The following is a 25,564-nucleotide window of genomic DNA, read 5'->3' on the forward strand; positions in this document are numbered from 1 at the left end:
CGTCTTCACGGGCGTCCTCCTCTTCGCGCTGCCCGGCCCTGCGCGACGCCCGTCCCCGGGCCTGAAGCGGCGGCTTCACGACGATCGCCCGGCGCCGGGTGCCCAGCCCCGGCCGGGCAGTGGAACTGCTCCTGCAGGAAGGTCCTGAGGACGCAGGCGGCGCCGCTGTGGTGGAGCAAGCGGCCTGCGCCAGGTGGGGGAGAGTGCGCCTGGGCCGACCCGGTCACCTGGGCCGCGCAGGAAGGCACGCCCTTCCCGTGGCCTCTTTGCTGAACGGCTCCTTCACTTCACGCCGTGGTCAGCCCTTGACGCGGCGCCTATGCTCCCCTGAGGGAATGGTGGCCCCGCCGCTCTCGCCATCACCCTCCAGGAGGCCTTATGACGCCCGAACCGGGGAACCAGGTGGGCACGCGGTTGATGTTTGAAAACGAGCGGGTCCGGGTGTGGGACCTGGCGCTGGCCCCCGGTGAGGCGCTCGGAGCCCACGTCCACCGGCGTGACTTCTGCTTCATCGTGGTGCAGGGAGGCCACCTGCAGCACGTTCATCCGGCCGGTCCAGCTCAGGCCCGGGACGTGCAGTATGAAGCGGACCAGGTCGTGTTTCTCGAAGCCGGCGAAGGGCTGCTGCACCACAAGCTGGTTAATGTCGGGAACACCCCCTACCGCAACTTCGTCATTGAGCTCAAAGACCCCTGAAGACCGGCCGGACCGGCTTCGCTGAGGCCAGCGTGTCTCTGGCCTCGCCAGGACCCTCGCCACCGACGCCCTGCACCGCCGCTCATGAAGGAGAGCCATGCTGGTCGATTACCACACCCACCACTACCCCTGCGGGCATGCCCACGGACAACTTGAGGAGTATGTCGAAGCGGCCGTCCAGGCTGGACTGCTGGAGATCGGCCTGAGCGATCACAGCCCCATCTACCATCTGGGCAGCGGTCCTCACCGCCTTCCGGGCACAGCGATGGCCGACCATGATTTCCCCGCGTACCTGCAGGACATGCATGAGGTCCGCGAGCGGTTCAGGGGGCGCATCGCGGTTCGTCTGGGCGTGGAGAGCGATTACGTGCTCGGCTGGGACGAGCATTACCGGACCCTGTGGAACGCCGCGCCGCTCGATTACGTGATCGGCAGCGTCCACTGGCTGGGCACGTGGAGTATCTTCTCGCCTGAATTGCCGCCGGGGCGGTCCGCTGAAGACGTGTACGAGGAGTACCTGTGTGGCACGATCACGTCAGCGGCTGGGCCGGCCGTTGTGATCGGGTGACGGTTCAGGACTCCGCTGACGCCTGCTGAGCCGCTACGCGAGTGAATTCTCACGCCGCCGTGCGAGCAGCGTCTTTCCACCGGGGAAATCGTCGGGTGCAAGCCGGAAGGCCAGGGTTCCTGCACTTGGGTTCACGAGCGCCTCCCAGTGGAATCCTCCCTCAACGAGGATCATCGCGAGGACAATGGCCCCGTCTGGTTGTTCCCCCGCCCGCGCCAGGATAGGCTCTTCCCCTCCCGGCCAGAGGGTCGTCCGGCCTTCATGCCAATCCGTGAGGCCAAAGTCAATGCCGTGTTCGCCCCGCCCGTCCGCGACGGTGAGGCGGCAGGAGTCTGGAGTCGATGTGAAGCGCGCCCACCGGATTCCCTCGTCATTGGGGTCAAAGATGTAGGTCTCGTCGCGGGCGTTCGCCTCCCATCTGCCGGCCTGGTCCGCCACAGTGAGGTTCAAGCTGACGGACAGGGCCTGTAGGACGTCCTGAGCAACCGAATCATCTGGGAGAGGCTCTCCACCCATCTCAGCCAGCAGGTGGGTCCACACGTGATCAAGCACGCGCTGCATGTTCATGACATTGGCGGTGATGGCCAGCACCGCCCTTTGCTGCGGCATCACGATGCAGAACTGTCCAAAGGCCCCGTCGGCACGGTATGCGTCGTGCCGACAGCGCCAAAATTGGAATCCATAGCCCTGCGCCCAGTCACTGGTCTCGTCCTCGCCTGGCGGCACTTGAGCCGAGGTTGCCCGCTCTACCCAAGTTTCAGGCAGCAGCTGTTTTCCATCCCAGTGCGCCTTCTGCAAATAGAGTTGGCCGAAGCGGGCGACTGCCTCGGTGGCGAGGTGCAGGCCCCACGCTCCCACGTGGATGCCTTGCGGGTTTGAGATCCAGTGTGCCGCTTCGACGCCGAGTGGCTTCAGGAGCCGTGGCTGGAGGAACTCCAGGAGTGTCTCACCGGTCAGGCGCTGTATCAGGGCCGAGAGTATGAAGGTGGCCGCGCTGTTGTACACGAAATGAGTGCCCGGCGGGTGCGGAACGGGCTGCGCGAGAAACGTGCGCACCCAGTCCTGGTCGGGGGCATCGAACAGGGCCCCCGTCACGTCCTCAGTATGTCCCGTCCGCATGGTGAGCAGGTCCTGCACGCGCATCGCCGCGAGGTGGCCGTCCACAACGGGAGGCAGGTCGTCCAGAAAGAAGGAGACCACCGGATCGTCCATGTTGATCCGCCCTTCGGCGGCAAGCAAGCCGATCGCTGTGGAGGTGAAGCTTTTGCTGAGTGAATGGAGGCGGTGTACGCGTTTTGGGCTGTAGGGGGACCACCAGCCTTCCGCGATCACGGTACCGGCCCGGAGCAGCATGAAGCTGTGCAACTCAAGGGCATCGGCCTTGAGGGCGTCTAACCATGAAACGACTGCCCGGGAAGATAGCCCTTGTGCTTCAGGGGAAGAACGGGGGAGGGGCGCGAAGGTGGGCACGGCTCAGTGTAAGTGGCGGTGATGATCCACCAGGTGCTGGCGCTGCCGTGGCTCTGGCCATCCGCGCCGGGTCAGGCCGTGGTCTGGTATCTGATCCCTGCGCATCCCGGCTCACGGACCTGATCCCTCCAGTATGGGAAGCAGCGGTGGTGATGGGTCAACCTGCACGGCCTTGGGCCCCTGCGTCCCGCACAGGACCCCCAGCGCGGTGTGTAAGGGACCGTGTGGAGGTCAGCTTTGAGATGTCAGCGCAGAAGTCCGCTCCTGGAGCCAACTTTTTTCAAGTCCTCAGGGGTTCTGACTGAAGGTCAGCTCAGGAGTCCAGTACCTTTGCCCCCTGCCTGCTCATCATCCGGGCCGCCCGCCGCCGGATGATCGGGCTATGGCACGGTCGACTGCGCAGCCCCCCCCAGTCCCCGTGGCCGCCGGGGACTGGCACGTGTACACCGACGGCAGCACCCGGCACGAGCGCCGGCAGACGGTCTCCGGCTGGGCGGCGCGCGCCGTGCAGCCTGAAAGTCAGCAGGTGCGGCAGGTGAGCGGCGCGCGTCCGGGGGGCACCTCGCTCGACGCAGAGGCCGAAGCGGTCTTCATGGGGCTGCGTCTCGTGCCGGGTGGCGCCGCGGCGCGGCTCTACAGTGATCTGGACCTGGCGGCCCTGCTCCCACTGCTGCGCAGCGCGGAGGGCGCCGCGTCCTGGGCGCACCTGCGTGACCTCTGGGTGCAGCCCATTGCGCGCAACAGCGGCCGGCACCATCAGGACATGCACCGCGTGGCCAGAACGGCGGAACTGGAGGCGCGCCTTCACAGGGGCGCGCCGGAAGGCGCCCAGCTGGCGAATACGGTGCTGGCCATGCAGGCCCTGGCGCCGGACCGTCAGGCGGACGGCCCGCTGCCTCTCAGGGCGCCCCAGCAGCTGCCCGGCGCCACCGGGCCGCTTCAGGTCAAGCTCGCGGGCGTCACCTTTCAGCCTGCCCCGGCCGAGCAGGTCCAGGCCACGCTGACCCTGGACCTCGCGCCGGTGCGGGGGACCGGACGGACGCAGGCGGACGCGGTGCGCGCCGCCCTGGACGCGGCGTTGAGGCCGTTGACGCGGGGGGGCTCGTGGACCTGGCGGTGCACGAACCGTGGGCGGAAGCGGCGTGGCGAGCAGCTCACGCGCTGCTCGCCGTGCAGGTCGTGCCTCTGGCCGAAGCAGACCCGGAAGAGGCTTCCCGGTGAATGGACTCTCCTCCTGGCCTGCGCGTCCCGGCCGCCCGCGCGGCGCGGTCACGGCGCACCCTGCGCGCCTCCGTTCAGCGCGAGGGGACGACCTTGCCCCGTCAGGTGCCGCAGAACGTGCGGTAGCAGGCGGTGACTTCCGCCCGGGCCGGTTCCGTGTACCCGGCCTGGTCCGGCGTCTCGTCGTAAGGCCGCTGAAGGGCGCTCAGCAGGCGCCGGAACGGCGCGAGGTCACCGTGGTCGGACGCCGCTGACAGGGCTTCTTCCACCCGGTGGTTGCGCGCAATGACCACCGGACTGACGCGGCGCATGCCCGCGGCCCGTACGGTCCAGCCCAGGGCCGTTCCGCCTTCGTTCTCCGCGCGTGAGCGCCAGCGGGCGAGCCACGCGCCGGGCGCCTGCGGGTCAGGGAACAGGGCGCGCAGCGGTCCCTCGTCGCCGCCCGCCGCGTCGGCCAGCCGGCGCCACCCGAGCGTGAAGTCCACCCGGTGCTCCTGCAGCAGCGTCAGCCAGTCCGCCGCGAGCGCGCGGTCGGCCTCGTCGTCCCCGCTCCGCAGGCCCAGCTTCTCCCGCTGACCGGCCAGCAGCGCGGCGGCGTACCACTGCGGGAAGGCGTCAATCACTTCGGTCGCCTGCCCGACCGCCGTCGAGACGGCCGCTTCGGTGTCCTGTTCTGCGATCAGCGGCAGCAGGGCTTCGGCCAGGCGGGCCAGGTTCCAGCGCGTCACGGGCGGCTGGTTGCTGTAGGCGTAACGCCCCCCCTGGTCGATGGAACTGAAGACCGCGTCCGGATCGTACGCCTCCAGGAAGGCGCACGGGCCGTAGTCGATGGTCTCACCGGAAATCGCCACGTTGTCGGTGTTCATCACGCCGTGAATGAACCCGACGTTCATCCACTGCGCCACGAGGGCCGCCTGACGCTGGGCCACCCGCTGGAACAGGGCGAGGTACCGGCCGGGCGTCCCGGCGAGATCCGGATCGTGCCGCGCGATGGCGTACTCGGCGAGCTGCCGGACCCGGTCCGTGTCACGGCGGGCGCTGAAGAACTCGAAGGTCCCGACCCGCAGGTGGCTCGCCGCCACGCGGGTCAGCACAGCGCCCGGCAGGGGCCGTTCACGGGCGACCAGCTCGCCGGTGCCCGCCACGGCCAGGGCGCGGGTGGTCGGAATGCCCAGGGCGTGCATGGCTTCACCGATCAGCACTTCGCGGAGCATGGGGCCGACCGCCGCCTTGCCGTCACCGCCCCTCGAGAACGGGGTGCGGCCCGAGCCTTTGAGCATCAGGTCGCGGCGTCGCCCGAGCCGGTCGGTGACCTCCCCCAGCAGCAGGGCGCGCCCGTCGCCCAGCTGCGGTGAGAACCCACCGAACTGATGGCCGGCGTACGCCTGGGCGAGCGGTTCGGCGCCCTCCGGCACCTGGTTGCCGGCAAAGATGGCGGCACCTTCCGGCCCGTCGAGCTCATCGGCAGCCAGGCCCAGCTCGAGGGCCAGGTCCCGGTTGAGGAACAGCAGGCTCGGTGAAGGCACGGACGCCGGCTGCCACGGCGCGTAGAACCCCGGCAGGTCCCGTGCGTAGGTGTTGTCGAACCGGAAAGAGGAGGCGGGCATGCCAGACAGTCTGACGCTTCCCCAGGATCCTGCTGAGCCCAGGTCACAGTCCGGGAGGCTTGAAAGAGCGCCGAGTGCCGCGGTGCGCAGGAACGGGTGGAGCTGCAGACAGAAAATGGGGGCCATCCAGAGTGTCCTGCCGGGGTGGGTCGCGGTCTCCGGCGGAGTGGCCAAGGTCAGCTTCCCTGGGCCGTGCAGAAGCATTTGAGGCTGTGCTGCAGGGCGGGAGTGAAGACGCTGGCCTCAAGGAGTTTCCAGCAGCGGCCCTCCGGAGGCTCGGAAGCCGGGTGGGGTCAGCGTCAGCCCCCCTGTTCAGCGGAATCGAAAACAGGTGGTGGAGGTCATGAACTTCCAGCCTGACCCGGCGTCTGTGAGGGGGCCCGGTCTCGCTTGAACAGGGGGGCTGAACTGCCGACAGGCCTGCTCAACTGCTGGGTTGGTGTCGAGGCCCAGGCGACAGGGTCGGCAGGGAAATCTCCTCCACGATGGGGCGCGCACCCATCATCACGCCGTGCGTTCAAAGAGGTCACCGGCAGCTGAGTGGGGCATTGATCCTTTCGCCTCCCTTCAACGTTGCAGGTCTTACGCGGTGCCGTGAGAGGCCTGGCTGACCAGAAGCTGTTCGATCTCGGCAGTGGGTTTGGGCCTGTGCCAGAAGTACCCCTGTGCCAGGCGGTACCCCAACTGCACCAGGTTGTCGCGCTGCTCCGCGGTCTCGATGCCCTCTGCAAGCACTTCGCACTGCAGGGCGGTCCCCAGGTCGGCCACCGCCCGAAGCAGCGGAAGGTCTCCCGCGAAGGACCTGTCCGCCTTGAGGCGCCCCACGGAGAAGCGGCGGAACTGGGACAAGGAAGAGTATCCGCTCCCAAAGTCATCGACGGCGAGCTGGACACCTGCCTGATGCAGTTCAGTCAGGTTTTGAATGGACGCGCTGCCGGACTCCAGGAGCCCGCTTTCCGTGATCTCCAGGCAGAGTCTCTGCGGGGGGAGGTCCTGGGCCCTGAGTGCGGCGAGCACATGAGCGCAGAAGTCAGCCCGCCGGAGCTGAACCGGTGACACGTTGACCGCCAGCGTCAGGTGAGGGTGCAGTGGCGCCCAGGTGGCAGTGGCCGCCAGCGCACCGTGAAGCACACGCAGGCCAAGATCATGGATGAGGTCAGACTCCTCCGCGATTCGGATGAACTCCTCGGGCGAGACGGCCTTCCCGTGGTGGTTCCAGCGCGCCAACGCTTCAACGCCAACGATCCTGGTCGTGAGTGGATCGACGATGGGCTGGTAGGCGACCCAGAGAGCAGGGGCGTGATCGCTGAGATCCTGCCGCAGCTGTGCCTCCAGACTCATCCGGCGAAAGGCCAGCTCCCCCATGCGCTCGTCAAAGATCTTGACGGTGAAGCCGCCATCGCTCTTGGCGCGGTACATCGCGGTGTCCGCCTCACGCAAGACGGCATCCAGGTCCTGACTTCGTCCCCGGGCAAAGGTGATGCCCACGCTCAGGGTAACGAAGACGCTCTGCCCACCGACATCGATGGAGGCGCCCAAGGCCTTTTGCAGGTTGGCGGCCACAACCAGCGCATCTGAAGGCTCTTGAATATCCTGAGCGATGACGACAAACTCGTCCCCGCCCAGGCGCGCCAGGGTGTCTTCCTGCCGGAGTGCGGACGACATGCGCTGACTCACCGCCCGCAGCAGGTCATCCCCAGCGGCGTGCCCCAGGCTGTCGTTGATCAGCTTGAAGCGGTCCAGGTCGATCAGCAGCACGGCCACGTCCATGCCCAGGCGCCGGGCGTGGGGAACAGTGTTGGCCAGCCGATCAGCGTAGAGCCGTCGGTTGGGGAGTCCAGTCAGAGCGTCATGCAGCGCCTCGTGCTCACGTCGTGCGGCCAGCTCCTGTGTGCGCGCTTCCGCGGCGGTCAGTGCGCTGGTTGCCCGCACCGTACTTCCGCCGACCACCAGCGCCGCCACCCAGAAGATCGCCAGATCGCTCAGGTCCCACAGGGACGCGGCCCACGCACGCTGAACAAGGATGACGCCGGCCGGCAGGAGTACGGCGGCCAGCGCAGTCCACAACCTCCGCCCACGCAGCACCGCGCCAATAAAGGGCAGGTGGGCCACGAGCAGCAGGAGGATCTCGATCTGCGTCTCCCGGATGAGTGCAAAGCTCCAGGTGAGCAGCAGGCTGTCCACGACGATGACGCCCGTCCAGATCCAACTGTGCCGAGGCTGCCCTGCCGTGCGCAGGAACCAGGCGCCAGCAGCCAGCCGGAGGACGAAGCCGCATCTTTCAGGGAGGACCAGCGCCGGGCTCCACTGAACCCTCGGATCGAGCCCGACCGCGATCTGGACGGCCGCTGTGCCCAGCAGGATGGAAGCCAGGAGCAGGTCGGGTAACCTGGCCTCGCCAATCCGGGCCCACCACAAACGTCCCGACTGTGCCTCGCCTTTGCTCATCTGCCCCCTGCCTGAAGCATCCCTGGTCTCCTGCTGCCAACGATATGCCAGAGTGCAGCAAGGCCGCCCAGACCTGCACAGAAGGCCACGGTGGCACGCTGCGCCCGCACCCGTTGCCCCCGCGATCACTCCATAGGCTTTGCCCCCTGGATTTCGGCGGGTCAAGGCTTTACCCCGGTCCCTCTGATTGAACGCGGCGACCTCACAGGTTGGCCGGTGGCCGGGTTCACGTGACCTGTTGCGTCTGGCCTGAGCGTTAATCTTGCGCGCCCGGCTGTTTAAAAAAGAGTGGCGAAGCGGGTCCAGGACCGCTTCCCTGTTAACCCTCGGTATGAAGGCGCCCGGCGTATCTTGCTCCTTGCCGCTCAATGGCCGGCAGAACAGACTGCCCGGCTGGGACTCCCACCCGTCGGTCGCCTTGCCAATCTCTAGGGGTGGCTCGGGCCCCTGCGGTCACCTGGGGTTTGGCAGCGGGGCGAGGCCCACGCGCTGCCGGTACGCCGCCACGGGCCAGGCCCGCCCGCCGCCCTGGCGCATCCACTCGATGTCGCCCGAGGCCGCACGCTGAAACAGGAACGGCTCACCCACAGCCCCGAACCCCGCTTCCGGTGTGGGCATCAGGGTGTCGGCGTCGACCACGGTCAGTTCCGTGGCGCTCAGGGCCGGGTCGCCCTGCGGCGTCAGGGACACCAGGCGCCCGCCCAGGTTGACGATATCGACCACGCCCCAGTCGGTGGCGAAGCGCCCTGTAAAGGTGTTCAGGTCCGTGCCTGGCGCGTCAAGGCTCTTTTCCGGTGCGTTCAGCGCCAGGTCGATCAGCTTGATGAGGTTCGTCGCCCACTCGGTCGCGGGGCCGCCCAGGCAGTTCGTGAGAACCGACACCGCCAGGCCCGATTCCGGGTCAAGCCACGACTGCGTGATGTGCCCGGGAAAACCGCCCGAATGCCCGACGACCGTGCGGTCCCCGATCCGGTCAATGATGAAGCCCAGGCCGTACCAGCGCTTCACCGGCCGGTGAATCTCGGACTCCCTGCGCTGCATGAGGCGCTTTGACGCGTCCGTGAGCAGTTCGCTTCGTCCCAGGGCGTGCGCGGCCAGGTAAGCCGTGACGTCCTCGGCCGTGCCGTAAAAGCCGGTGGCGGCCGCCATCGCCCGCGTGTCCGAGGACGGCAGGACCCGCCGCGGATCAGTGCCGGCCAGGCGGCCGCTGTGCCCGGCGGCCAGTTCAGGCTCGCGCGCCTGGGGCAGTTCCGGGCCGAGGTTGGTCAGCGCGAGCGGCCCGGTGATGTGCGCCGCGACGTACGCCTCGTAGGACTGGCCGCTGGCCGCCTCGATGATCAGGCCCAGCAGCGAGTAGCCCATGTTCGAGTACTTGAAGTACTGATCCGGCGGGAACACCGCTTCCGCCCGGCACAGGTCGATCAGGGCCTCGCGGCCCGGGAACGCGTGAAACTGCTGCCAGTAGTCGCTGTCGGCGCCGTCGCGGTTGATGCCGGACTGGTGCCCCAGCAGGGCGCGCACCGTCAGTTCCGCCGCAGGTGAGTCCGCCAGCTCCGGCAGCCAGCGGCCAGCCAGGTCATCCAGACGCAGCGCTCCGGCCTCGGCCAGCTGAAAGATCGCCGTGGCGGTAAAGGTCTTCGAGTGCGAGGCGATCCGGAACAGGTGCCGGGGCGTGAGCGGCTGCCCGGTGGCTTCGTTCGCCACGCCCAGCGCAAACGAAGCGGCCAGCTCCCCGTTCACCCGGACGGCCACCTGCACGCCCGGCACCCTCGCCAGGTCCCGCTGGTGCTCCAGCCACGACTGCAGGTAGGGGGCCAGGGCACGGACGGTGTCGGTCAGGGACATGACCACAGGGTAGTGCCTGTCAAGCCACCACCCTCAGCAGGACCGGGCCGGCAGGGTGCAGGCAGGACGGAAACGGACGCTGGCGCCTGGGAGGGGCAGGGGGCAGCGTCCGCCCACTGCCTCGCCAGGGACAGGCGCCTGTCCGTGGCGCGCCGGTCTAACCGCAGCCGCTTCAAGGGGCATGAAAGAATGCCCCATGCCTGCCACGCCCGCGTCGAACGCCGAACTGCGCGCCGCCTGCACCCGGGTGCTCAGCCTTCACCGGCCGCTCGGGCCGCGCGCGTGGTTCGAACGCCTGGCCACCTCACCCTACTCGGCGCTGGAGATCGACCAGTACGGCCAGGGTGAAGCGGTGCAGCTGCTCGAGGAGCGCGTCGCGGCGCTGCTGGGCAAGCCCGCGGCGGTGTTTGTGCCCAAAGGCACCGTGGCCCAGATGGCCGCCCTGCGCGTTCATACCGACCGGCGCCTGACGCGCGCGGTCGCGCTGCACCCGCTCAGTCACATTGATCTGGATGAGGACGGCGCCGCCGAACGCCTGCACGACCTGACCCTGCTGCGCGTGGGAAGTCCCCAGGGGCCGTTCACCCGCGCTGATCTGACCGCCGTCCGTGAACGGCTCGGCGCGCTGGTGATCGAGCTGCCCCTGCGCCGGGCCGCCTTTCAGCTGCCGCCGTGGGCGGCGCTCGCCGATCTCCGCGCGTGGGCCGGGGCGCGGGGCGTGCCGGTGCACCTGGACGGCGCGCGCCTGTGGAGCAGCGCGCCGGGGTACGGGCGCGACCTGACCGAGATCGCGGCCCTGGCCGACTCGGTGTACGTCTCGCTGTACAAGGACGTGGGCGGCCTGGGCGGCTGCGTGCTGGCCGGGGAGCAGGACTTCATCGACGAGGCGCGCCCCTGGCTGGCGCGGCACGGCAGCGTGATGTACCGGTCCTTTCCGCTGGTGGTGTCTGCCCTCGACGGCCTGGACCGGCACCTGCCGCGCGTCGCGTCGTACGTGGCGAGGGCGCGCGCCATGGCCGCCCGGCTCGCGGAGGTGGAGGGCCTGCGCGTCCGGCCGGGTGTGCCTCACACCAGCGGGTTTCAGGTGCTGATGGACGGGGATCCGGAGCCGCTCTGGGACGCGGCGCGTGGCCTGGCCGCCGACCGGGGCGTGTGGCTCGTCAACGACGTCCGTCCCACGGCCGTGCCGGGGATCAGCGTGGCGGAGGTGCAGGTGGGTGACGCCGCGGAGGACTTCACCGACGACGAGGTGGCGCAGCTGTTCGGGGCGCTGCTCCGGGGAGCGCGTCTGACGGAAGGTCCCTGAGGGTCACCGGTGACCGCCCCGCTTAGAAGCGGCAGGGCGCCTTCGGCACGGCACGGCCGGCGCCCTCGCACCAAGGGAAAAGGCGCCGATGAGGCGCCTTGATTTCTTAAATATAGAGCGGTATTCAAGGCCTGTCAACCCTATGCTCTGGGAGGTCGTGGATTTTTGAGCATGACGGGTGTGAAATGCAGCATGAACGGTCTGGAGTGTCCGCAGTGCGGCGCCGTCCGCATCGTCAAAAACGGCCATGCCCACAGCGGCAAGCTACGCCACTTGTGTCGGGCGTGTAGCTCCCAGTTCACGCTCAACCCGACCTGGCACCGCATTTCGAGTGAGCAGGTCGCCCTGGTCGACCGGTTACTCACCGAACGGATCTCCCATAAGGGCATCTGCCGGGTGACAGGGGTCAGGCGCTCCTGGTTCCGCCTGCACCTCAAAGCACTTGCCCGCGTCGTGCCACACGAATTGGACAGCTCGGACTCCGTGACAAAAAAAGCCTGAGCATTCCAGCACCCTCCGGAAGGGTGCTGGAATGCGATGAGGTATGCACGTTCGTGAGCAACCATCAACGCCCGCTGTGGATCTGGCTGGCCATGGACCGGCACACCCGACGGATCGTCGGGTGCTTCCTGGGGCCACGTGACACGTTGGGTGCGTATGGGCTGTGGCACAGTCTGGAAACACCGTACCTGGACGCGGTGTGTGACACGGACCGCCTCGCGGCCGATAAGAGCGTGGTCTTCGGTGGACTCCACCGCATCGGCGGCACTCAACCCATCGAGCGCTTGAACGCCACCTTGCGCGCCCGGGTGGCCCATCTGGTGGGCCGTTCGCTGTCGTTTTGCCGGCGTCAGTCTCACCTGGAAACCGTCGTCTGGCTCTTTATCCACCAGTACAACGCGTCATTCCCTTGAATCCATGATCCCAAGGAAGGACAGCGAGCCAGTCGGTCACCGAAGACTGATGTGACCCCTGTAGATGTAGTAAATGTCGCTTGGGTCAGCCACAATGTCCTTGAGGTCGAGGCGCCCGGTGGCCCCCGCGAACCCCCCGGTGCCGCTGCCTGCCACCAAGGGGTGCTGGCACCGTCCACGGACTTCCGTGCCCATGGAGAACTTACTCTCGAACGTGTAGGTCGTCGCGAACACGCCGATCGGTCCGCCATTCAGGCTGCCGACGAAGACCTCCCTCCCTTCTTCCAGGTAGACCCCGCTCGGTGTCTCCTTGTGAGTGTCGACCTTCGTGTACAAGCAGCCTTGCAAGCTGCCGCTCAGAACGAGCCCCGGGTAGCTCACGAAGTCCTCGTAGCCGCCAGGAGGGCCCGAGCAGGTGCTCGCGCTCAGGTCGTAGACCGCGGTCCCCGAGATCTGCAGGTTGTTCATGGAGCTGGAGGTGCGCACCCCCTGGGCGGTCAGGGCCGGCGTCCTTGACCGGGCCGCGAGGTCGGTCTGGCCACAGGCGGCGAGGGTGAAGGTCAGGGCCGCAAGAAGCAGGTTTCTCATCAGTCCCCCTGGTGCATCAAGCACGAGGTCGCAGACTCCAGTCGGTTGCGCCATAGGCTCGCGTGACGGGCAGGCGCCCGAGGTTCGTCCGTCACGGTCAATGCTCCCGGAGATAACATTCAGCGTACTCCTCTGCACGCGAATGTCCAGTGCTTTGAGGCAGGCACAAGAGAAGGCGACCGTCAGGCAACACGTCATTCCCTTGACTCCGACCCCCACCGGGTGGCCGTGGAGGGCGGGGGCTCCTCTTCGTTGCCTGGCGGCGTCACGTCTGGAGAAGCGCAGTGTGGCGCTTTCCGGTGCTCCTGCGCCGCACAGCACGCCAGAAGTCGCCCCAGAAACATCCACCAGCGTGGGCCGTGCAGACTCGATCTGAGCAAGAGCCTGTGCGCTAAAACCACCGATGACCACGGCCTGACCGAAGTCAGGCCGTCCCGCCTGGCCGCGCTGAACGTCAGGGTCGCCGGGCCAGTGCGCCCACGAAACTCCAGGCAGGGCAAAGGCGCCGTGTGGCGCGTCAGGAATCCCGGGCCCCGGACGGCGTGGACCACGCCGGCATTGACGTGCCGGGCATGCCGATAGCTGGGCCGTCTCCGAGCAGGCGCTGGGCCGTTGGGCGCGGGCGCGGCCAGTGTCGCCGGGGGCCCTGGCGCCTGCGTGTTCCGGGTCCCTGGTCGTCCCGCGGCCAGCCTGACGGGCTGTGCGCGCTTGACCAGCCCACGTGCCGGTGGCGCACCCTGTCGCGGCGCGTGGCGTGGCACACTGGGGTCACCTTCGGCCTCCGGCCACTCGTGCCCTGCAGCGAGGATGACATGCCTTCAACGACCCTGCGCTCCTTGCCACGCCGCGCGCCTGCCCGCCCGCGCAGGTTCGGCGGCCGGACGGCCGCGGCGGGTGAGCCGTGACGGCCCCATGGGGTCCGGGCCGTCTTCCGCCGCGACCGAACACTCTGGTGGGGCGGGAAGACACGCTGCTGATCGCCAGCCGCCTGCTGAGCGACCGCCGGATCCGGCTGCTGACCCTGCGCGGGCCCGGCGGAATCGGAAAGACCCGCCTGGCGCTGGACCTCGCCTACCGCCTGGGACCGGACTTTGAAGGCGGCGCCGTCTGGGTGAGCCTCGCGGAGGTGCGCGCGCCGTCGGAGGTGGTGCCCGCCATCGCTCAGGCCCTGCGCGTGCCAAGCCAGGCGTGCGCGGACCTGCTCGCGCACCTGGAGTCCCGCAGTCTGCTGCTGGTGCTCGACAATTTCGAACACCTCACGCCGGCCGCGTCGGAGGTCGCCGCCCTCGCCGCCGGCGCGCCGCAGCTGCGGCTGCTGGTGACCAGCCGCGCCGCGCTGCATGTCCGCGGCGAGCATGAACTTCCGCTGGGTCCCCTGCCTGTTCCCGGTCCGCTTGAATCGGGTCCGGTGGGGCCGGCGGCGCAGCTGTTCGTGGACTGCGCCCGGAAGGTCGATATTTTCAGTTGACGCCGGGCAACGAGCGCGCCGTGGTGCGGATCTGCCAGCTGCTCGAGGGCGTTCCGCTGGCCCTGGAACTGGCCGCGGCGCAGCTGCGCGTCGTGGCGCCCGAAGGGCTGCTCGCCTGGCTGGAGCGGCCCCTTGAGGTGCTGACGGACGGACCAAGGGACGGACCCCATCATGGGCATTCGCTGCGCAGCGCCATCCGCTGGAGCGCAGACCTGCTCACGGCGGAGCAGCGGGCGGTGTTCGCGGCGTGCGGCGCATTTGCCGGCAGTTTCACCCTGCCGGCCCTCGAAGCGGTGACCGCACTGCCTCAGGTCCGCCGGGCACTGATCGGCCTGGTGGATCACAGCCTCGTTCAGCCGGCGGACGGGCCCGGGCCCCGCTGGCGCCTGCTCGTTCCGGTGCGGGACTTCGCGGCCGAAATGCTTGAGGGGCACCCTCAGGCGCGGGTCCTGCGCGGCCGCCACGCCGACCATTACCTGGCGCTGGCCGAGGAATTCCTGCGCTGCGCCCGGGGTTACGACGAGGAGTGGCTGGCGCGCCTGCGGGCCGACGACGCGAACCTGAGCGCCGCGCTGCACTGGCTGATTCAGACGCAGCAGGCGTCACGCGCGCTCCGGTTGGTGCGCGCCCTTGGGGCGTACTGGGACCGCGACGCGACGCTCACGCATCACGGCTGGCTGCGTCAGGTGCTCGCGCTGCCGGGCGTGGGCGAGGAGCCGGCGCTGCTGGCGGACGCGCTGTGTGCCCTGGGGCTGACCAGCCGCCACCTCCAGCAGCTGGAGCAGGCCCAGGGGGCCCTCGAGCAGGCGGGGGAACTCTACCGCCAGCTGGGGAACGAAGCCGGGGAAGCCGACGTGCTGCTGATCAGCGCGTCGGTGCATTCCCAGGCCGGAGACCATGAACGCGCCCTGGCGCAGTTCAGACGTGTCCAGGCGATCTTCGAGGGCACGAACAACCGCCAGCGGCTCAATGACGTGGCCAACAACATGGGCGTGACCTACCTGCGGCTCGGAGAGCCGGCCGACGCGGAACGCTGTTTCGAGCGGACTGAGGTGCTCAGCCTGGAACTGAACAGTGAGCCGGGACTGGCGTTCGCCCGCGGCCTGCTGAGCTGGTCAGCGTACCTGCAGGGCAAAAAGGACGTCGCGCTGCTGCGGATGGCGGCGGCCTGGGCGCACACGCTGCGGGTGCCGAACGCCCTGCTGCGCTACACCCTGCTCTCCCACCTGGCCTTTCACGCGCGGGACGCCGGACAGCTGGAGCTGGCCAGCCGGCTGGTGGGCTGCAGCGAGGCCATGCGGGCCGGCACCGGCGAGCCCTGGGACAGCTGTTTCCTGCCGCACGCCCAGCGGCTGGACGCCGCCCTGCGCGCGGCGCTGGGCGGGCCGTACCTGGACTGGCGTGCCCAGGGCGCAGCGATGAGCTTCGGTGACATTGTCCCGGAGGTTCAGGACCTGCTCACGCAGCTGGCGGCCCCCGCCTCCCCGTACCGCGTGGCGCCGCTGACCCGGCGGGAACGGGACGTGCTTGAACTGCTCGCGCAGGGCGTCCCGGACAAGAAGATCGCGCAGCGCCTGCACATCAGCGCCACCACCGTCAGCAAGCACGTCTCGAGCATGCTGGGCAAGCTCGAGGTTCACAACCGGGTGGAACTGGCCCGCTGGGCCCTGGATCACGGCCTGACGTCCGCGGCCGGGCTCAGGCCGGACGCCCCCTGACCCCCCAGGTTTTACCCAGGTGCGCCGGTGATGCCCCCCCAGGACTGACGGTGCTGAGAACCATGACCGGCTCTTAACGTAAGGCGTCGGTCCAGGCCCGCGCCGCGTCAGGCCCCAGGGCCGCCCGCCGCCACGACTGTGCCGTTCCACCCGCGCAAGGAGCTGAGCCATGAGAAGCGAGTTCGACCCGATGATGAATGGAAGCCTCGACAAGCTGAGCCGCTACCGCCAGGAAGCCGCGACCCAGGCCGCCCTGCGCGAAGCGGCACACGGGCAGGCCAGTGAGAGCCCCAGGTGGTGGCGGGCCGCCGTCACGAAACTGCGGCGCCTGTTTCACCTGCCGGTCTTCCCGGCCGCCCGCCACTGATCCGCTCAGCGGTGTGTCTGCCGGTGGGATCCCTCACGGTGTGAGCTGGAAGCGACTTGAGCCTGTCGGTGACCGGCCCCGCGCCCTGGCCGCCGCTGCCCCTCAGCGGCCCGCTTGCCTCGCTGCCGTTCCTGGCGCTGAGCTCACGCGGCCGCTTACGGCTCCCGCAGCACAGCCGCGAGAGCAATCAGGTCCTCCGACAGGATCGTCAGCGCCAGCTCGGCCAGGCCCACCGCCCGGGCTGTGGTCAGGGTGCCGGCTGCGTGCCACTTTGCCGCCCAGGCCGTCAGAATCCTGGTCGGCGCGGGTTGCATGTCGGCGAGCACCTGCTGGCGCAGGTCGTCGGTCATCATGTCGGCCTCCACCTGCCTTTGTGCGCAGGCAGTAGGGGTCGCCGGACAGGCTGACTCTGCCAGGCGCGCGCTCACAAATGATGCAGAGGGGGAACGGGCGTATCGTCACAGGCTCTCCTTGCGGACACCCGGCACAGCGTGACCGGGCCCGTGTCCACGTCGACACCCGGTCTCTCCGGCTGTCGCGCCGCCGTGGGTGCGGCCCTCCCTGCCGCGCCGGCCCGTCCCCAGCGGACGCTGGGGACGGGCCGGCGCACGCTCACGATCTGGTGGACCGTCAAGGACTGGCGTTACTGCCAGCGGTGATGGGTGAAGGGCCGCTGACCCTGCGGGCGTCCGGGACCTGCGACATGAGCGTTCGGTGGCCGGCGCCCTCGGTGCGTTGCGGGACGGGAGTTCGGGGCGGAATCAGGCGTCGCCGTGGCCTGCCCGTGGGACCAGGGCCGCTGGTTACTGATTGCCCGGAACGGGTGGTGCACCTGGGTGGGCGTGCAGCAGACCCGGGCGGATCAGGTGAGCGCGAAGGCGCGTGCAGAGCGGAGGGCAAGTCTTGCGGAGCGGGCGTCCAGCATCGAACTCGGCCAGAAGGGAGGTCCCCGAGCGCCAGGGCGGCTCGTGGTGGCGCCTGACCACAGGAACGGTCCACCCACGAGGTCTCACAGACGTTCTTCTACTGTCCCTCAAGACGTACTCATCGGGCACGTAAAAGTCGTCTTGGACGCAAGAAAGCATTGTGGCTTGAGCGGCAACGGGCGGATATTTATTTCTTAAGCGCTTGGACCCCGGGTCTGGCGTCGGCGCGGTAGGTTCATCCTCGCTCTCCTTTGAAAAGGAACCACTCATGTCTCTCTCTCGGCAGCAGCATGCCGTGGGTTTGGAGGTTCTGCGGGGCCATACTGGCCCCCGTGCTGAATGAAGCGTCGTCGCCAGACACTGACGGTGTCGTCACACAGCTCTACCTTCTCACCGATCTCGCTCATCGTGAGCGCCGGGTGGGCTGCACTGAGCAGGATGATCCGGGCGCGAGTGGCAGACGCCAGGGGTCTGGCGGCGTCGGAGCGGCGCTTCGAGCGGCTGGTGCCGAGCCCTCTGGCCCTCATCGCGCTTCACGCTTGCCTGCAGCCTGTCATGCGGGCACGGTGCGCCCTGTACAGCAGCGGACCAGCGTCTCACGTCCATGAGCCCCACGGCAAGGTCCAGGCCCAGACAGCCAGAACTTCACCCCAGCTCCCTGGCGTCATCAACGTGGTCTACCGCCGTTCCCATGAAGCGACTTCAAGGCCCGGCTCAGGAAGCTGAGGGCCAGACTCCTTCCACAAACCAGTTCCAACAGTGTCCCGGCCGGGTGAAGCCCGATGCTCCCGCCTCCAGCGACCACGTTGGGGGTTTTTTCATTGCTCCGGCGAGACTCAAGGTTTGTGCTAAAGCACAAGGATTGGAGCGCGCAGGCCGTGGATTAAGGCAGATCAGGGCGCGCGCTGCCGTAGACGGATGGTACGCTGTGCGGGAAGCAAGCCGCCCTGCGGCTGGTCCCAACGGCCATACGTTGACCTGGTGGAGTCCGCGCGTGCGGACTCCGTTTTTATTTCTGGAGGTTCGATGTCTGCACCGCAGTCCCCCTTCGCTCGTTTTACCCACAGTGAGTCCTTCGCCGGCCTGCTGCTGGTGTGCACGGCCCTAATCGCCTTTCTCTGGGCCAACTCCCCCTGGCGTGAGACCTACACGACCGCCCAGCACACGCACCTGGCCCTGTCCCTGGGTAACGCCAGCCTGGACCTCTCCATCGAGCACTGGGTCAACGACGGCCTCATGGCCGTGTTTTTTCTCCTGGTGGGCTTGGAAATCAAGCGGGAGGTCCTGATCGGTGAACTGTCCTCCCGCCGCCGTGTGGCGCTTGCGGTCGCGGCGGCACTGGGCGGCATGCTCGTTCCTGCCGCCCTGTTCCTGGCGCTGAACGCCGGCGGACCTGGGATCTCCGGGTGGGGCGTTCCCATGGCCACCGACATTGCCTTTGCCCTGGGTGTCCTGGCCCTGCTCGGCTCCCGGATTCCCCTGGGCCTCAAAGTCTTCCTGACGGCGCTCGCGATCGTCGACGATCTCGGGGCAGTGATTGTGATCGCCCTGTTCTACACCTCCAGCCTCGACCTGACCTTCCTGGCTCTGGCGGCCCTCACCTGGGGCGCGGCGCTGTATGCCGGCTGGCGCGGGGCCTTCAGCCTGAAGCTGTACGCCGCGCTGGGTGTCTTGCTGTGGTTCTTCGTCTTGAAGTCTGGGCTGCACGCCACCATCGCCGGTGTGCTGCTCGCCTTCGCAGTGCCCATCCGCAAGCCCAACCCCGCCGGTTACCTGGCGGCCCTGACGAACGCCGCCCGGCCCGGACGCGGCGAGGTGGTCGGCGCACGGCTGCGGGATCTCGAAGACCTGCTCGAACGTGCGCAAAGCCCGCTGCACCGACTGGAACATGCGCTGCATCCGTTCGTCACGTTCCTGGTGCTGCCGGTGTTTGCCCTGGTGAACGCGGGGGTCACCGTGACCAGCGGAGGCCTCGGCGCGGTCTCGCTCGGGGTCATCCTGGGCCTGCTGGTCGGCAAGCCCCTGGGCGTGGTGGGCGGCGCTTGGCTCGCCGTTCGCGCCGGGGTGGCCTCGCTCCCCCGCCGCGTGACCTGGATGCATATGGTGGGCGCCGGGCTGCTGGCGGGCATCGGGTTCACGATGAGCTTGTTCGTTTCCAATCTGGCGTTTGAGGACGCCGCCCTGCTCACGCAGGCGAAACTGGGCGTTCTCCTGGCGTCCGTCCTGGCGGCCACGCTGGGGGCCGCGTGGCTGATGCTGGGCAGCCGGACCACAGGTGCCGCCGCGCGGGCTGGCGTTGGTCCACACGATGGGCCGGACGCGACCGTGTAACGAGAACCCCGCCCTCCGGCGCCCAGGTCCTTGGTGAAACCTGGATCCACCGGCCCGCATCACTGGCCATGCGTTGCGCTCTGACCTTATACACTGAACCCACAATCCTGTCGTCATGACGGGTACCGGCGACCATACGCCGAACTGGAGGAGTCTGTTAGCAGACTCCTCCTTCGCCATTTTCCCAGGAGGCCAGTCGCCTGTCCGAGCGCGACCTGCCGCTGTTCCTCGCGACGTTTGTTGGCGCGCTGATCGTGACCGATCTGATCGTGCTGCTTATCGTTCACCTCCAGCCTCTACCCACCGGATAAACCATGACCGAACCCACCCACGCCACCCTGTCTGAGACGCTCGGCCTGCACCTGAGTGACACCACCCTCACCGTGCTTGCCATTGCCCTGTTCGTCCTCACGTACGCCATGATCCTGCTTGAGAAGTACGTCCACCGCACGGTTGCGGCCCTCCTCGGCGCCTGCGCGGTCATGGTGGTTGGCCTGCTGACCCCCGACCAGGCCTGGGGCAGCATCGACTTCACCACCATCCCTGCTGTTCGGCATGATGAACATCGGCAACATCCTGAGCCGCAGCGGCTTCTTCGACCTCGTGGCCCGGCGCGCCATGCTCCTCACCCGGGGCGAACCCGTCCGTGAGCTGTGGATCTTCAGTCTGCTGACGGCCGCCTTCAGTGCGTTTCTAGACAACGTCGCCACCGTGCTGTTCATGGCGCCGGTCGTCGTGACCGTCGTCACCCGGCTGGGCCTCCGGCCCATGCCCTACCTGATTGCCGTCATCCTGGCCAGCAACACGGGCGGCACCGCCACCATGGTCGGTGACCCCCCACCATCATCGGCACTGTCGCCGGCAAAGGATTCGGCGAGTTCCTGGTGAACGTCGCCCCCTGCGCCACCCTGGCACCCTCGTCAGCATTGCCCTGATGCATCTCCTGATGCGCTGGCGCGGCGAACTGAACTCGGACGGCGCCAGTGAACGCCTCCAGCAGATCCTGTCTGACGACCGCCCCATCAAGACGAACCCGAAACTGATGCGCCAGGCGCTGGAGATGTTCGCCGTCACCCTCGGGCTGTTCATGGTGGGCCACCCGATCGAGCTGGAAGCGGGCCTGATTGCGCTGACCACCAGCACCTTCCTGCTGCTGATCGCTGACCTGTCCCCGGTGGAACTCTTCGAGAAGGTCGAGTGGGCGACGCTGCTGTTCTTCATGGGCCTGTTCATCGTGGTGAGCGCGCTGGAGCATGTGGTCGTCTGCGAACAGGTGGCCACGGCCCTCACGGGCGCGATCGGTGGCGACATTGGCCTGGGGATTCTCCTGGTGGGCTTTGCCAGCGCCATTATCAGCGGTTTCGTGGACAACATTCCGTTCACCATCAGCATGGCCAGCGTCCTCAAAGAGCTGCAAGCCACGTTGGGTGTGAAGATGGATCCGCTGTGGTGGGCCCTCTCGCTCGGGGCCTGCCTGCGCGGAACCCTGACTCTCATCGGCGCCTCGGCGAATATCGTGGTGTCGGACATCGCTGCCCGTGAGGGCCACCCCATCAGCTTCAGGCAGTTCATGCCGCTACCCCATGCCGGTCGCGCTGGTCACCGTGACGCTGGTCCTGGGCCTGTTCTACCTTGCCTTCCAGCTGTCGACCTGAGGAGCCTTCCCTATGCGCATTCTTGATCTGGTGGCCCTTCAGTACCGTCGCCGAACTCATGGGCTCACAGAGCCAGCTGGCGGACATTTTGAGCCACGCTTCCAGCGGTGTAGACGTGCTTGCTACAGTTCAAGGATGCGCATCAACCCGGACTTTCTGGTCACCTTCAACGCGGTGGCGGAGTTCGGCAGTGTCAGCAAGGCGGCCGAATACCTCCACCTTAGTCAGCCGGCTGTGAGCGGACAACTGCGCTCCCTGGCTGAACTCGTCGGCGCGCCACTGTATACCCGGCGTGCCCGTGGCATCGCTCTGACCGCAGAAGGCCGGGAGCTGCTTCCCCACGCCCAGGCCATCGCCCGCAGCATGAAACGTGTGACCGACCTGGCCGGTGAACACCGGGACCGGCGCCGGTCCCATGTGCGCCTGGGCGCCTCCTGGACCCTCTCGGTCCGGGCCGTCACCCTGGCTGGCCAGTTTCAGAGCGGCGTGCCCACCGTCAGCCTGCATTCCGGTCATACCCCTCACCTGATCGCCCGGGTCGCCGCGGGAGAACTTGACGCCGCCCTCACGGTGGATGCCAGCCAGGCGCTGCCCGAAGGCCTGGAAGCGCGGCGGTTCTCCAGTGAGGACCTCCGCCTGATCGTTCCACCGGGCCACCCACTGGCCAGTGAAGGGTACGTGACGCCCGGCGTTCTGGCGCGTGAAACGTTGCTGCAACCCATGCCCGAGTCCGGCGTGCGCAAGCGGGCCGCGAAACTCCTCGATGGGGCAGGCGTGATGCCCCGACATGTCCTCGAACTGGGCGGGTTTCTGGCCGTTAAAGCCGCATTACACGCCGGGCTGGGGGTCGCGATCCTGCCGCGGAGTCTGGTGGGCCCGGAGGTGGACCATGGCCTGCTGGTCAGCCTGGGGCTGGAGGCGCCGGAAGTGACCCTCGGGTACCACGTGGTGTCGGCCCCCCAGGCCCTCCTGCCCACTGCGGTCGCTGAAGTCCTGAGTACGTTGACCTGACTGTTAGATTCTGCCCGCCGGCACAGACTGGGCAGGCACCCGCCCGCTCAGTAGACGCCAGGAAGGAACTTTTGTACCCGCTTCTGGTAAGCGCCGTATGCCGGGAAACGAGCGCTGATGCGGCGTTCTTCGCGCTGCGCTTTGGCTTCGAACAGGGCGCCCAGCGCTCCTGTGAGGAGAAGCGCACGCCGGCTGGATCGGTCAGCGGACCACCCGAGGGCCATTAGCAGCAGACCGCCATAGATGGGGTGCCGCGCAAATCGGTACGCCCCCGCTTCAACGAGCGTGGCATGTGGAAGCGGTTCGGGTAGAGGCGTGAGGTTGCGCCCGAGGGAGCGAGCCGCCCAGACGGTGAGTCCGGTGCCGGTGAGCCGCAGGGGCAGGCCCACCGCTCTCCCGGCCTTCGAGGAGTGGCGCCCTTCCAGGACCGGCAGGAGCACGATGGCAAGCAGAAGCAGGGCCTGAACAGCGACGGACCCTTCCCCCACGGGAAAGCCATGGACGGGGTCCGGAGGCGTCTGCCGACGGGAACGTGGCTCGGCGAAACAGGGTGAGCGGTAAGGACAACATCCGGCCTTTTGAGGGGGTTTGAGAACTGTCTGCGGTGATTTTAGCCCTCCAGCCCCAGGTCGTATCACCCCTGCTGATGCGTCATATCAGGCGTTCCGATGACCTTCCAAAAGCGATTGACCTATACCCCCGAGGGGTATACAGTCCGGTCATCAGCAGGGCATTCCAAGCGGAATCCCACTCACCGGAGGAACAAATGTTTTTCAAACGCCTGTACGACACCGACCTGGCCCAAGCGTCCTACGTCATCGGTTGCCAGCAGAACAGCACCGCCATCGTGATCGACCCGGTCCGAGACGTCCAGCGGTATCTCGACGTCGCCTCCCAGGAAGGCCTCAAGATCATCGCCGTTACCGAAACGCACATCCACGCCGACTACCTGTCCGGCAGCCGCGAACTCGCCGAACGCACCGGCGCCACGCTGTACCTCAGCGACGAAGGCGGCCCCGACTGGCAGTACGCCTTCCCTCACGAAGGCCTCCGCGACGGCCAGGAGATTCGGCTCGGCAACATCATCCTGAAAGCCGTCCATACCCCGGCCATACCCCCGAGCACCTCAGCTTCCTCGTCACCGACGGCGCCCGCACCCCGGAACCCGTGATCTTCCTCACCGGTGACTTCGTGTTCGTCGGTGACCTGGGCCGCCCGGATCTCCTCGACGAAGCCGCTGGAGGCCAGGACACCCGCTTCATCGGCGCGCAGCAGCTGTTCACCAGCCTCCAGACGAAGTTCCTGACCCTGCCGGACTACGTGCAGGTCTGGCCTGGCCACGGGAGTGGCAGCGCCTGCGGCAAAGCCCTCGGCGCCGTGGAAAGCACCACCGTCGGCTATGAACGCCAGTTCGCCTGGTGGGCTGACCACCTCGCCGACAACAACGTCGAGGCCTTTACCACCGCCCTGCTCGAAGGCCAGCCGGACGCCCCTTCGTACTACGGGCGCATGAAACGGCAGAACAAAGCCGGCCCTGCGCTGCTGGGTGACGTTCAGCCACTCCAGGCCCTGTCCACCCATGACCTGCGCAACGCCTTGCAACGCGGCGTCCGCCTGATCGACACCCGGCCCCGCGCCCAGTACCAGCAGGGCGCCGTGCCCGGCAGCCTGCACCTGCCCGTCGGCAAGACCTTCGAAACCTGGGCCGGCTGGCTCCTTGACCCGGAAAAGGAGTACGTCCTGTTCGCCCGCACCCCCCAGGAAGCCGAGCAGCTGCGTCACGGCCTGTGGATGACCGGCATCGACCGCGTCAACGGGTACACCGGCAGCTTCGAAGGCCTGACCCTCCAGCCGCAGGAAGCCACACCCGTCAGCGAACTGGGCGACCTGAGCCAGACGTTCGTGCTCGACGTCCGCGCCCGCAGTGAATACGACGCGGGGCACGTGCCCGGCGCCGTGCAGCTGCATGCCGGCCGCCTCACCCAGAACCTGGACCAGATCCCGCGTGACCAGCCCGTGGTCGTGCACTGCCAGGGCGGGGCTCGCAGCGCCGCCGCCGTGAGTGTCCTGCGTGCAGAAGGCTTCGACAACATCACCGACCTGGACGGAGGCTACGCCTCCGTCGCCAGGCAGAAGACCGGCGCCTGAGCACCCCCAGCTGTGGAGCGTGACGTCCTCACCAGGCGCGCGTTCCACCCCGTCAGGAGCCAGACCACGCCCGCCCACCTGTGACGGCACACCCCTGAATCCAAAGGACAACCCCCATGACCTACCAGGACATCTTTACCGCTGAACTCGAAACAAAGAAGCGCGAAGGCGCCCAGCTGATCGACGTGCGCGAACGCGATGAGTACCTCACCGGCCATATTCCCGGCGCCGTCAGCCTGCCCCTGAGTGAACTGGCCGGCCGTGAGAACGACATTTCGTCCCCCGCCGTTCTGATCTGCGCGAGCGGCAACCGCTCCTCCCAGGCCGCCGCTTACCTCGCCGCTCAGGGCAAAACCGGGTTGATGAACCTCTCGGGCGGCACCCTGACCTGGATGCGCGAGGGCCGTGACCTGAACCGCGGCGAGCAGCCATGATCTTCGCCTGGATCGGTGCCGCCCTGATCGGGATTTCCCTGGGCCTGCTGGGGTCCGGAGGCAGCATCCTCACCGTGCCGGTCCTGGTGTACCTCGTCGGTGAGCCTGAGAAGCTCGCCATCGCGGAGAGCCTCGCCATTGTCGGGGGCATCAGTCTCTTCGGGGCCATTCCCTACGCGCTCAAAAAGCAGATCGACTGGCGTTCGGTGCTGTGGTTCGGCATTCCCGGTGTGCTGGGCACGTACGGGGGAGCCGCCCTGAGTGTGTTCCTCTCCGGCGTGGTGCAGCTGATGCTGTTCGCGACCGTGATGCTGGTTGCAGCGGTCATGATGTTCCGGCCCACGAAGGCCAGTCCTGAGGGCAGCGCGGCGCACAAGCGCTCCCCCGTCAAGATCGCGCTCGAAGGCCTCAGCGTGGGGGTCCTCACGGGCCTCGTGGGGGTTGGCGGCGGATTCCTGATCATTCCCGCACTGGTCCTGCTGGGCGGACTCCCCATGGGCCTCGCGGTCGGAACCAGCCTGCTGATCATCGCCGCCAAAAGCTTCGCGGGCTTCTACAAGTACGTCCACGTTCTCGCTGAGCATGACCTCTCTGTGAACTGGGGACTGATCGGACTGTTCACCATCATCGGCATCGCCGGGAGCTTCCTCGGAGCCCGGGTGGGGAAGAACATCTCCAACGACAGCCTGAAACGCGGGTTTGCCGGCTTCCTGGTCGTGATGGGCGCGTACGTTCTGGCCACCAACGTGCCCAAAGTCCTGCATCCCACTCCAGTTGCGGAAGCCCGGCACTCCGTCTCTACCACACATTGATCCTGCCCCTGTTCCGACCGTGGGCCTCCCC

24 protein-coding genes and 1 pseudogene are annotated in these 25,564 nt (G+C 67.8%); 16 read left to right on the forward strand and 9 right to left on the reverse strand.

Annotated elements, in window-relative coordinates; translation table 11 throughout:
- Positions 1 to 378: 378 nt before the first annotated feature.
- Entirely contained in the window at positions 379 to 696 is a 318-nt protein-coding gene (locus LAJ19_RS15065; RefSeq protein ID WP_225523331.1) for a cupin domain-containing protein, read from the forward strand.
- Between the two features lie 97 nt (positions 697 to 793).
- Positions 794 to 1,264 carry a histidinol-phosphatase HisJ family protein gene (locus LAJ19_RS15070; protein WP_225523332.1) on the forward strand — a complete coding sequence of 157 codons (471 nt, stop codon included), beginning with the start codon at positions 794 to 796 and terminating at the stop codon, positions 1,262 to 1,264.
- Positions 1,265 to 1,297: 33 nt separating this feature from the next.
- Here the strand turns inward: LAJ19_RS15070 and LAJ19_RS15075 are convergent, their stop codons facing one another.
- Positions 1,298 to 2,734, reverse strand: a complete 1,437-nt coding sequence (locus LAJ19_RS15075) for a serine hydrolase domain-containing protein (RefSeq protein WP_225523333.1) — start codon at positions 2,732 to 2,734, stop codon at positions 1,298 to 1,300.
- Positions 2,735 to 3,116: 382 nt separating this feature from the next.
- Between LAJ19_RS15075 and LAJ19_RS15080 the strand changes: the two genes are divergently transcribed.
- Positions 3,117 to 4,091, forward strand: coding sequence for a ribonuclease H family protein (locus LAJ19_RS15080; RefSeq protein ID WP_225523334.1), 975 nt, complete (start codon positions 3,117 to 3,119; stop codon positions 4,089 to 4,091).
- Here the strand turns inward: LAJ19_RS15080 and LAJ19_RS15085 are convergent.
- The 3 genes from LAJ19_RS15085 to LAJ19_RS15095 all read right to left on the reverse strand — a co-directional run bounded on the left by LAJ19_RS15085 (position 4,057) and on the right by LAJ19_RS15095 (position 9,855).
- Positions 4,057 to 5,562 carry a protein adenylyltransferase SelO gene (locus LAJ19_RS15085; RefSeq protein WP_225523335.1) on the reverse strand — a complete coding sequence of 502 codons (1,506 nt, stop codon included), beginning with the start codon at positions 5,560 to 5,562 and terminating at the stop codon, positions 4,057 to 4,059. The two genes, LAJ19_RS15080 and LAJ19_RS15085, sit on opposite strands and share 35 nt — an antisense overlap.
- Positions 5,563 to 6,144: 582 nt before the next feature.
- Positions 6,145 to 8,010, reverse strand: a complete 1,866-nt coding sequence (locus LAJ19_RS15090; RefSeq protein ID WP_225523336.1) for a putative bifunctional diguanylate cyclase/phosphodiesterase — start codon at positions 8,008 to 8,010, stop codon at positions 6,145 to 6,147.
- Positions 8,011 to 8,463: 453 nt separating this feature from the next.
- Entirely contained in the window at positions 8,464 to 9,855 is a 1,392-nt protein-coding gene (locus tag LAJ19_RS15095) for a serine hydrolase domain-containing protein (protein ID WP_225523337.1), read from the reverse strand.
- A gap of 196 nt (positions 9,856 to 10,051) precedes the next feature.
- On the opposite strand from LAJ19_RS15095, the gene LAJ19_RS15100 reads away from it, so the two are divergent.
- From LAJ19_RS15100 to LAJ19_RS15110, 3 genes are all read left to right on the forward strand, one after another.
- Positions 10,052 to 11,161, forward strand: a complete 1,110-nt coding sequence (locus LAJ19_RS15100) for a threonine aldolase family protein (protein WP_225523338.1) — start codon at positions 10,052 to 10,054, stop codon at positions 11,159 to 11,161.
- 171 nt (positions 11,162 to 11,332) lie between these two features.
- Positions 11,333 to 11,662, forward strand: a complete 330-nt coding sequence (locus LAJ19_RS15105; protein WP_225523339.1) for an IS1/IS1595 family N-terminal zinc-binding domain-containing protein — start codon at positions 11,333 to 11,335, stop codon at positions 11,660 to 11,662.
- Between the two features lie 23 nt (positions 11,663 to 11,685).
- Positions 11,686 to 12,075, forward strand: coding sequence for an IS1 family transposase (locus LAJ19_RS15110; protein WP_225523340.1), 390 nt, complete (start codon positions 11,686 to 11,688; stop codon positions 12,073 to 12,075).
- A 36-nt stretch (positions 12,076 to 12,111) separates the two neighbouring features.
- Here the strand turns inward: LAJ19_RS15110 and LAJ19_RS15115 are convergent, their stop codons facing one another.
- Complete coding sequence (locus tag LAJ19_RS15115) at positions 12,112 to 12,663, reverse strand: hypothetical protein (protein WP_225523341.1); 552 nt, start codon at positions 12,661 to 12,663, stop codon at positions 12,112 to 12,114.
- A gap of 901 nt (positions 12,664 to 13,564) precedes the next feature.
- Here LAJ19_RS15115 and LAJ19_RS15120 point away from each other — a divergent pair.
- The 3 genes from LAJ19_RS15120 to LAJ19_RS15130 all read left to right on the forward strand — a co-directional run bounded on the left by LAJ19_RS15120 (position 13,565) and on the right by LAJ19_RS15130 (position 16,216).
- Positions 13,565 to 14,131 carry an NB-ARC domain-containing protein gene (locus tag LAJ19_RS15120; RefSeq protein ID WP_225523342.1) on the forward strand — a complete coding sequence of 189 codons (567 nt, stop codon included), beginning with the start codon at positions 13,565 to 13,567 and terminating at the stop codon, positions 14,129 to 14,131.
- The gene (locus tag LAJ19_RS15125) at positions 14,128 to 15,849 is read left to right on the forward strand and encodes an ATP-binding protein (protein WP_225523343.1); all 1,722 of its coding nucleotides are present in this window, start codon (positions 14,128 to 14,130) and stop codon (positions 15,847 to 15,849) included. Before LAJ19_RS15120 ends, LAJ19_RS15125 begins: the two co-directional genes overlap by 4 nt.
- Before the next feature lie 169 nt (positions 15,850 to 16,018).
- Positions 16,019 to 16,216: a hypothetical protein gene (locus LAJ19_RS15130; RefSeq protein WP_225523344.1), complete on the forward strand. Its 198-nt coding sequence runs from the start codon at positions 16,019 to 16,021 to the stop codon at positions 16,214 to 16,216.
- A gap of 155 nt (positions 16,217 to 16,371) precedes the next feature.
- Here LAJ19_RS15130 and LAJ19_RS15135 read toward each other — a convergent pair whose 3' ends face one another.
- Together LAJ19_RS15135 and LAJ19_RS22115 are read right to left on the reverse strand one after the other, a co-directional pair.
- Positions 16,372 to 16,569, reverse strand: a complete 198-nt coding sequence (locus LAJ19_RS15135) for a hypothetical protein (RefSeq protein WP_225523345.1) — start codon at positions 16,567 to 16,569, stop codon at positions 16,372 to 16,374.
- An 839-nt stretch (positions 16,570 to 17,408) separates the two neighbouring features.
- Complete coding sequence (locus tag LAJ19_RS22115; RefSeq protein ID WP_432804248.1) at positions 17,409 to 17,669, reverse strand: helix-turn-helix domain-containing protein; 261 nt, start codon at positions 17,667 to 17,669, stop codon at positions 17,409 to 17,411.
- A 499-nt stretch (positions 17,670 to 18,168) separates the two neighbouring features.
- Here LAJ19_RS22115 and nhaA point away from each other — a divergent pair, with 499 nt between their 5' ends.
- Positions 18,169 to 19,473 (forward strand): Na+/H+ antiporter NhaA, encoded by a 1,305-nt coding sequence (gene nhaA, locus LAJ19_RS15140; RefSeq protein WP_225523346.1) that lies wholly within the window; start codon positions 18,169 to 18,171, stop codon positions 19,471 to 19,473.
- Between the two features lie 296 nt (positions 19,474 to 19,769).
- Here the strand turns inward: nhaA and LAJ19_RS15145 are convergent, their stop codons facing one another.
- A complete protein-coding gene (locus LAJ19_RS15145; RefSeq protein ID WP_225523347.1) occupies positions 19,770 to 20,039 on the reverse strand; it encodes a hypothetical protein in 270 nt (89 codons plus the stop codon).
- Here LAJ19_RS15145 and LAJ19_RS15150 point away from each other — a divergent pair.
- The 3 genes from LAJ19_RS15150 (at position 20,029) to LAJ19_RS15160 (ending at position 22,139) form a co-directional block, all read left to right on the forward strand.
- On the forward strand, positions 20,029 to 20,361 hold the full coding sequence (locus tag LAJ19_RS15150; RefSeq protein WP_255639856.1) for an SLC13 family permease: 333 nt from the start codon (positions 20,029 to 20,031) through the stop codon (positions 20,359 to 20,361). The two genes, LAJ19_RS15145 and LAJ19_RS15150, sit on opposite strands and share 11 nt — an antisense overlap.
- 58 nt (positions 20,362 to 20,419) lie before the next feature.
- The gene (locus LAJ19_RS15155; protein ID WP_225523348.1) at positions 20,420 to 21,154 is read left to right on the forward strand and encodes an ArsB/NhaD family transporter; all 735 of its coding nucleotides are present in this window, start codon (positions 20,420 to 20,422) and stop codon (positions 21,152 to 21,154) included.
- Positions 21,155 to 21,263: 109 nt separating this feature from the next.
- The gene (locus LAJ19_RS15160; RefSeq protein WP_225523349.1) at positions 21,264 to 22,139 is read left to right on the forward strand and encodes a LysR family transcriptional regulator; all 876 of its coding nucleotides are present in this window, start codon (positions 21,264 to 21,266) and stop codon (positions 22,137 to 22,139) included.
- 47 nt (positions 22,140 to 22,186) lie between these two features.
- Here LAJ19_RS15160 and LAJ19_RS15165 read toward each other — a convergent pair whose 3' ends face one another.
- Complete coding sequence (locus LAJ19_RS15165) at positions 22,187 to 22,579, reverse strand: methyltransferase family protein (protein ID WP_225523350.1); 393 nt, start codon at positions 22,577 to 22,579, stop codon at positions 22,187 to 22,189.
- 326 nt (positions 22,580 to 22,905) lie between these two features.
- On the opposite strand from LAJ19_RS15165, the pseudogene LAJ19_RS15170 reads away from it, so the two are divergent.
- From LAJ19_RS15170 to LAJ19_RS15180, 3 genes and pseudogenes are all read left to right on the forward strand, one after another.
- A pseudogene (locus LAJ19_RS15170) lies at positions 22,906 to 24,287 on the forward strand (MBL fold metallo-hydrolase).
- Between the two features lie 116 nt (positions 24,288 to 24,403).
- Positions 24,404 to 24,721 carry a rhodanese-like domain-containing protein gene (locus tag LAJ19_RS15175; protein ID WP_225523351.1) on the forward strand — a complete coding sequence of 106 codons (318 nt, stop codon included), beginning with the start codon at positions 24,404 to 24,406 and terminating at the stop codon, positions 24,719 to 24,721.
- Positions 24,718 to 25,533 (forward strand): sulfite exporter TauE/SafE family protein, encoded by an 816-nt coding sequence (locus LAJ19_RS15180; RefSeq protein WP_225523352.1) that lies wholly within the window; start codon positions 24,718 to 24,720, stop codon positions 25,531 to 25,533. The genes LAJ19_RS15175 and LAJ19_RS15180 overlap by 4 nt, the downstream gene beginning before the upstream one ends.
- Positions 25,534 to 25,564 lie beyond the last annotated feature (31 nt).

Source organism: Deinococcus taeanensis (assembly GCF_020229735.1).
GTDB lineage: Bacteria > Deinococcota > Deinococci > Deinococcales > Deinococcaceae > Deinococcus > Deinococcus taeanensis.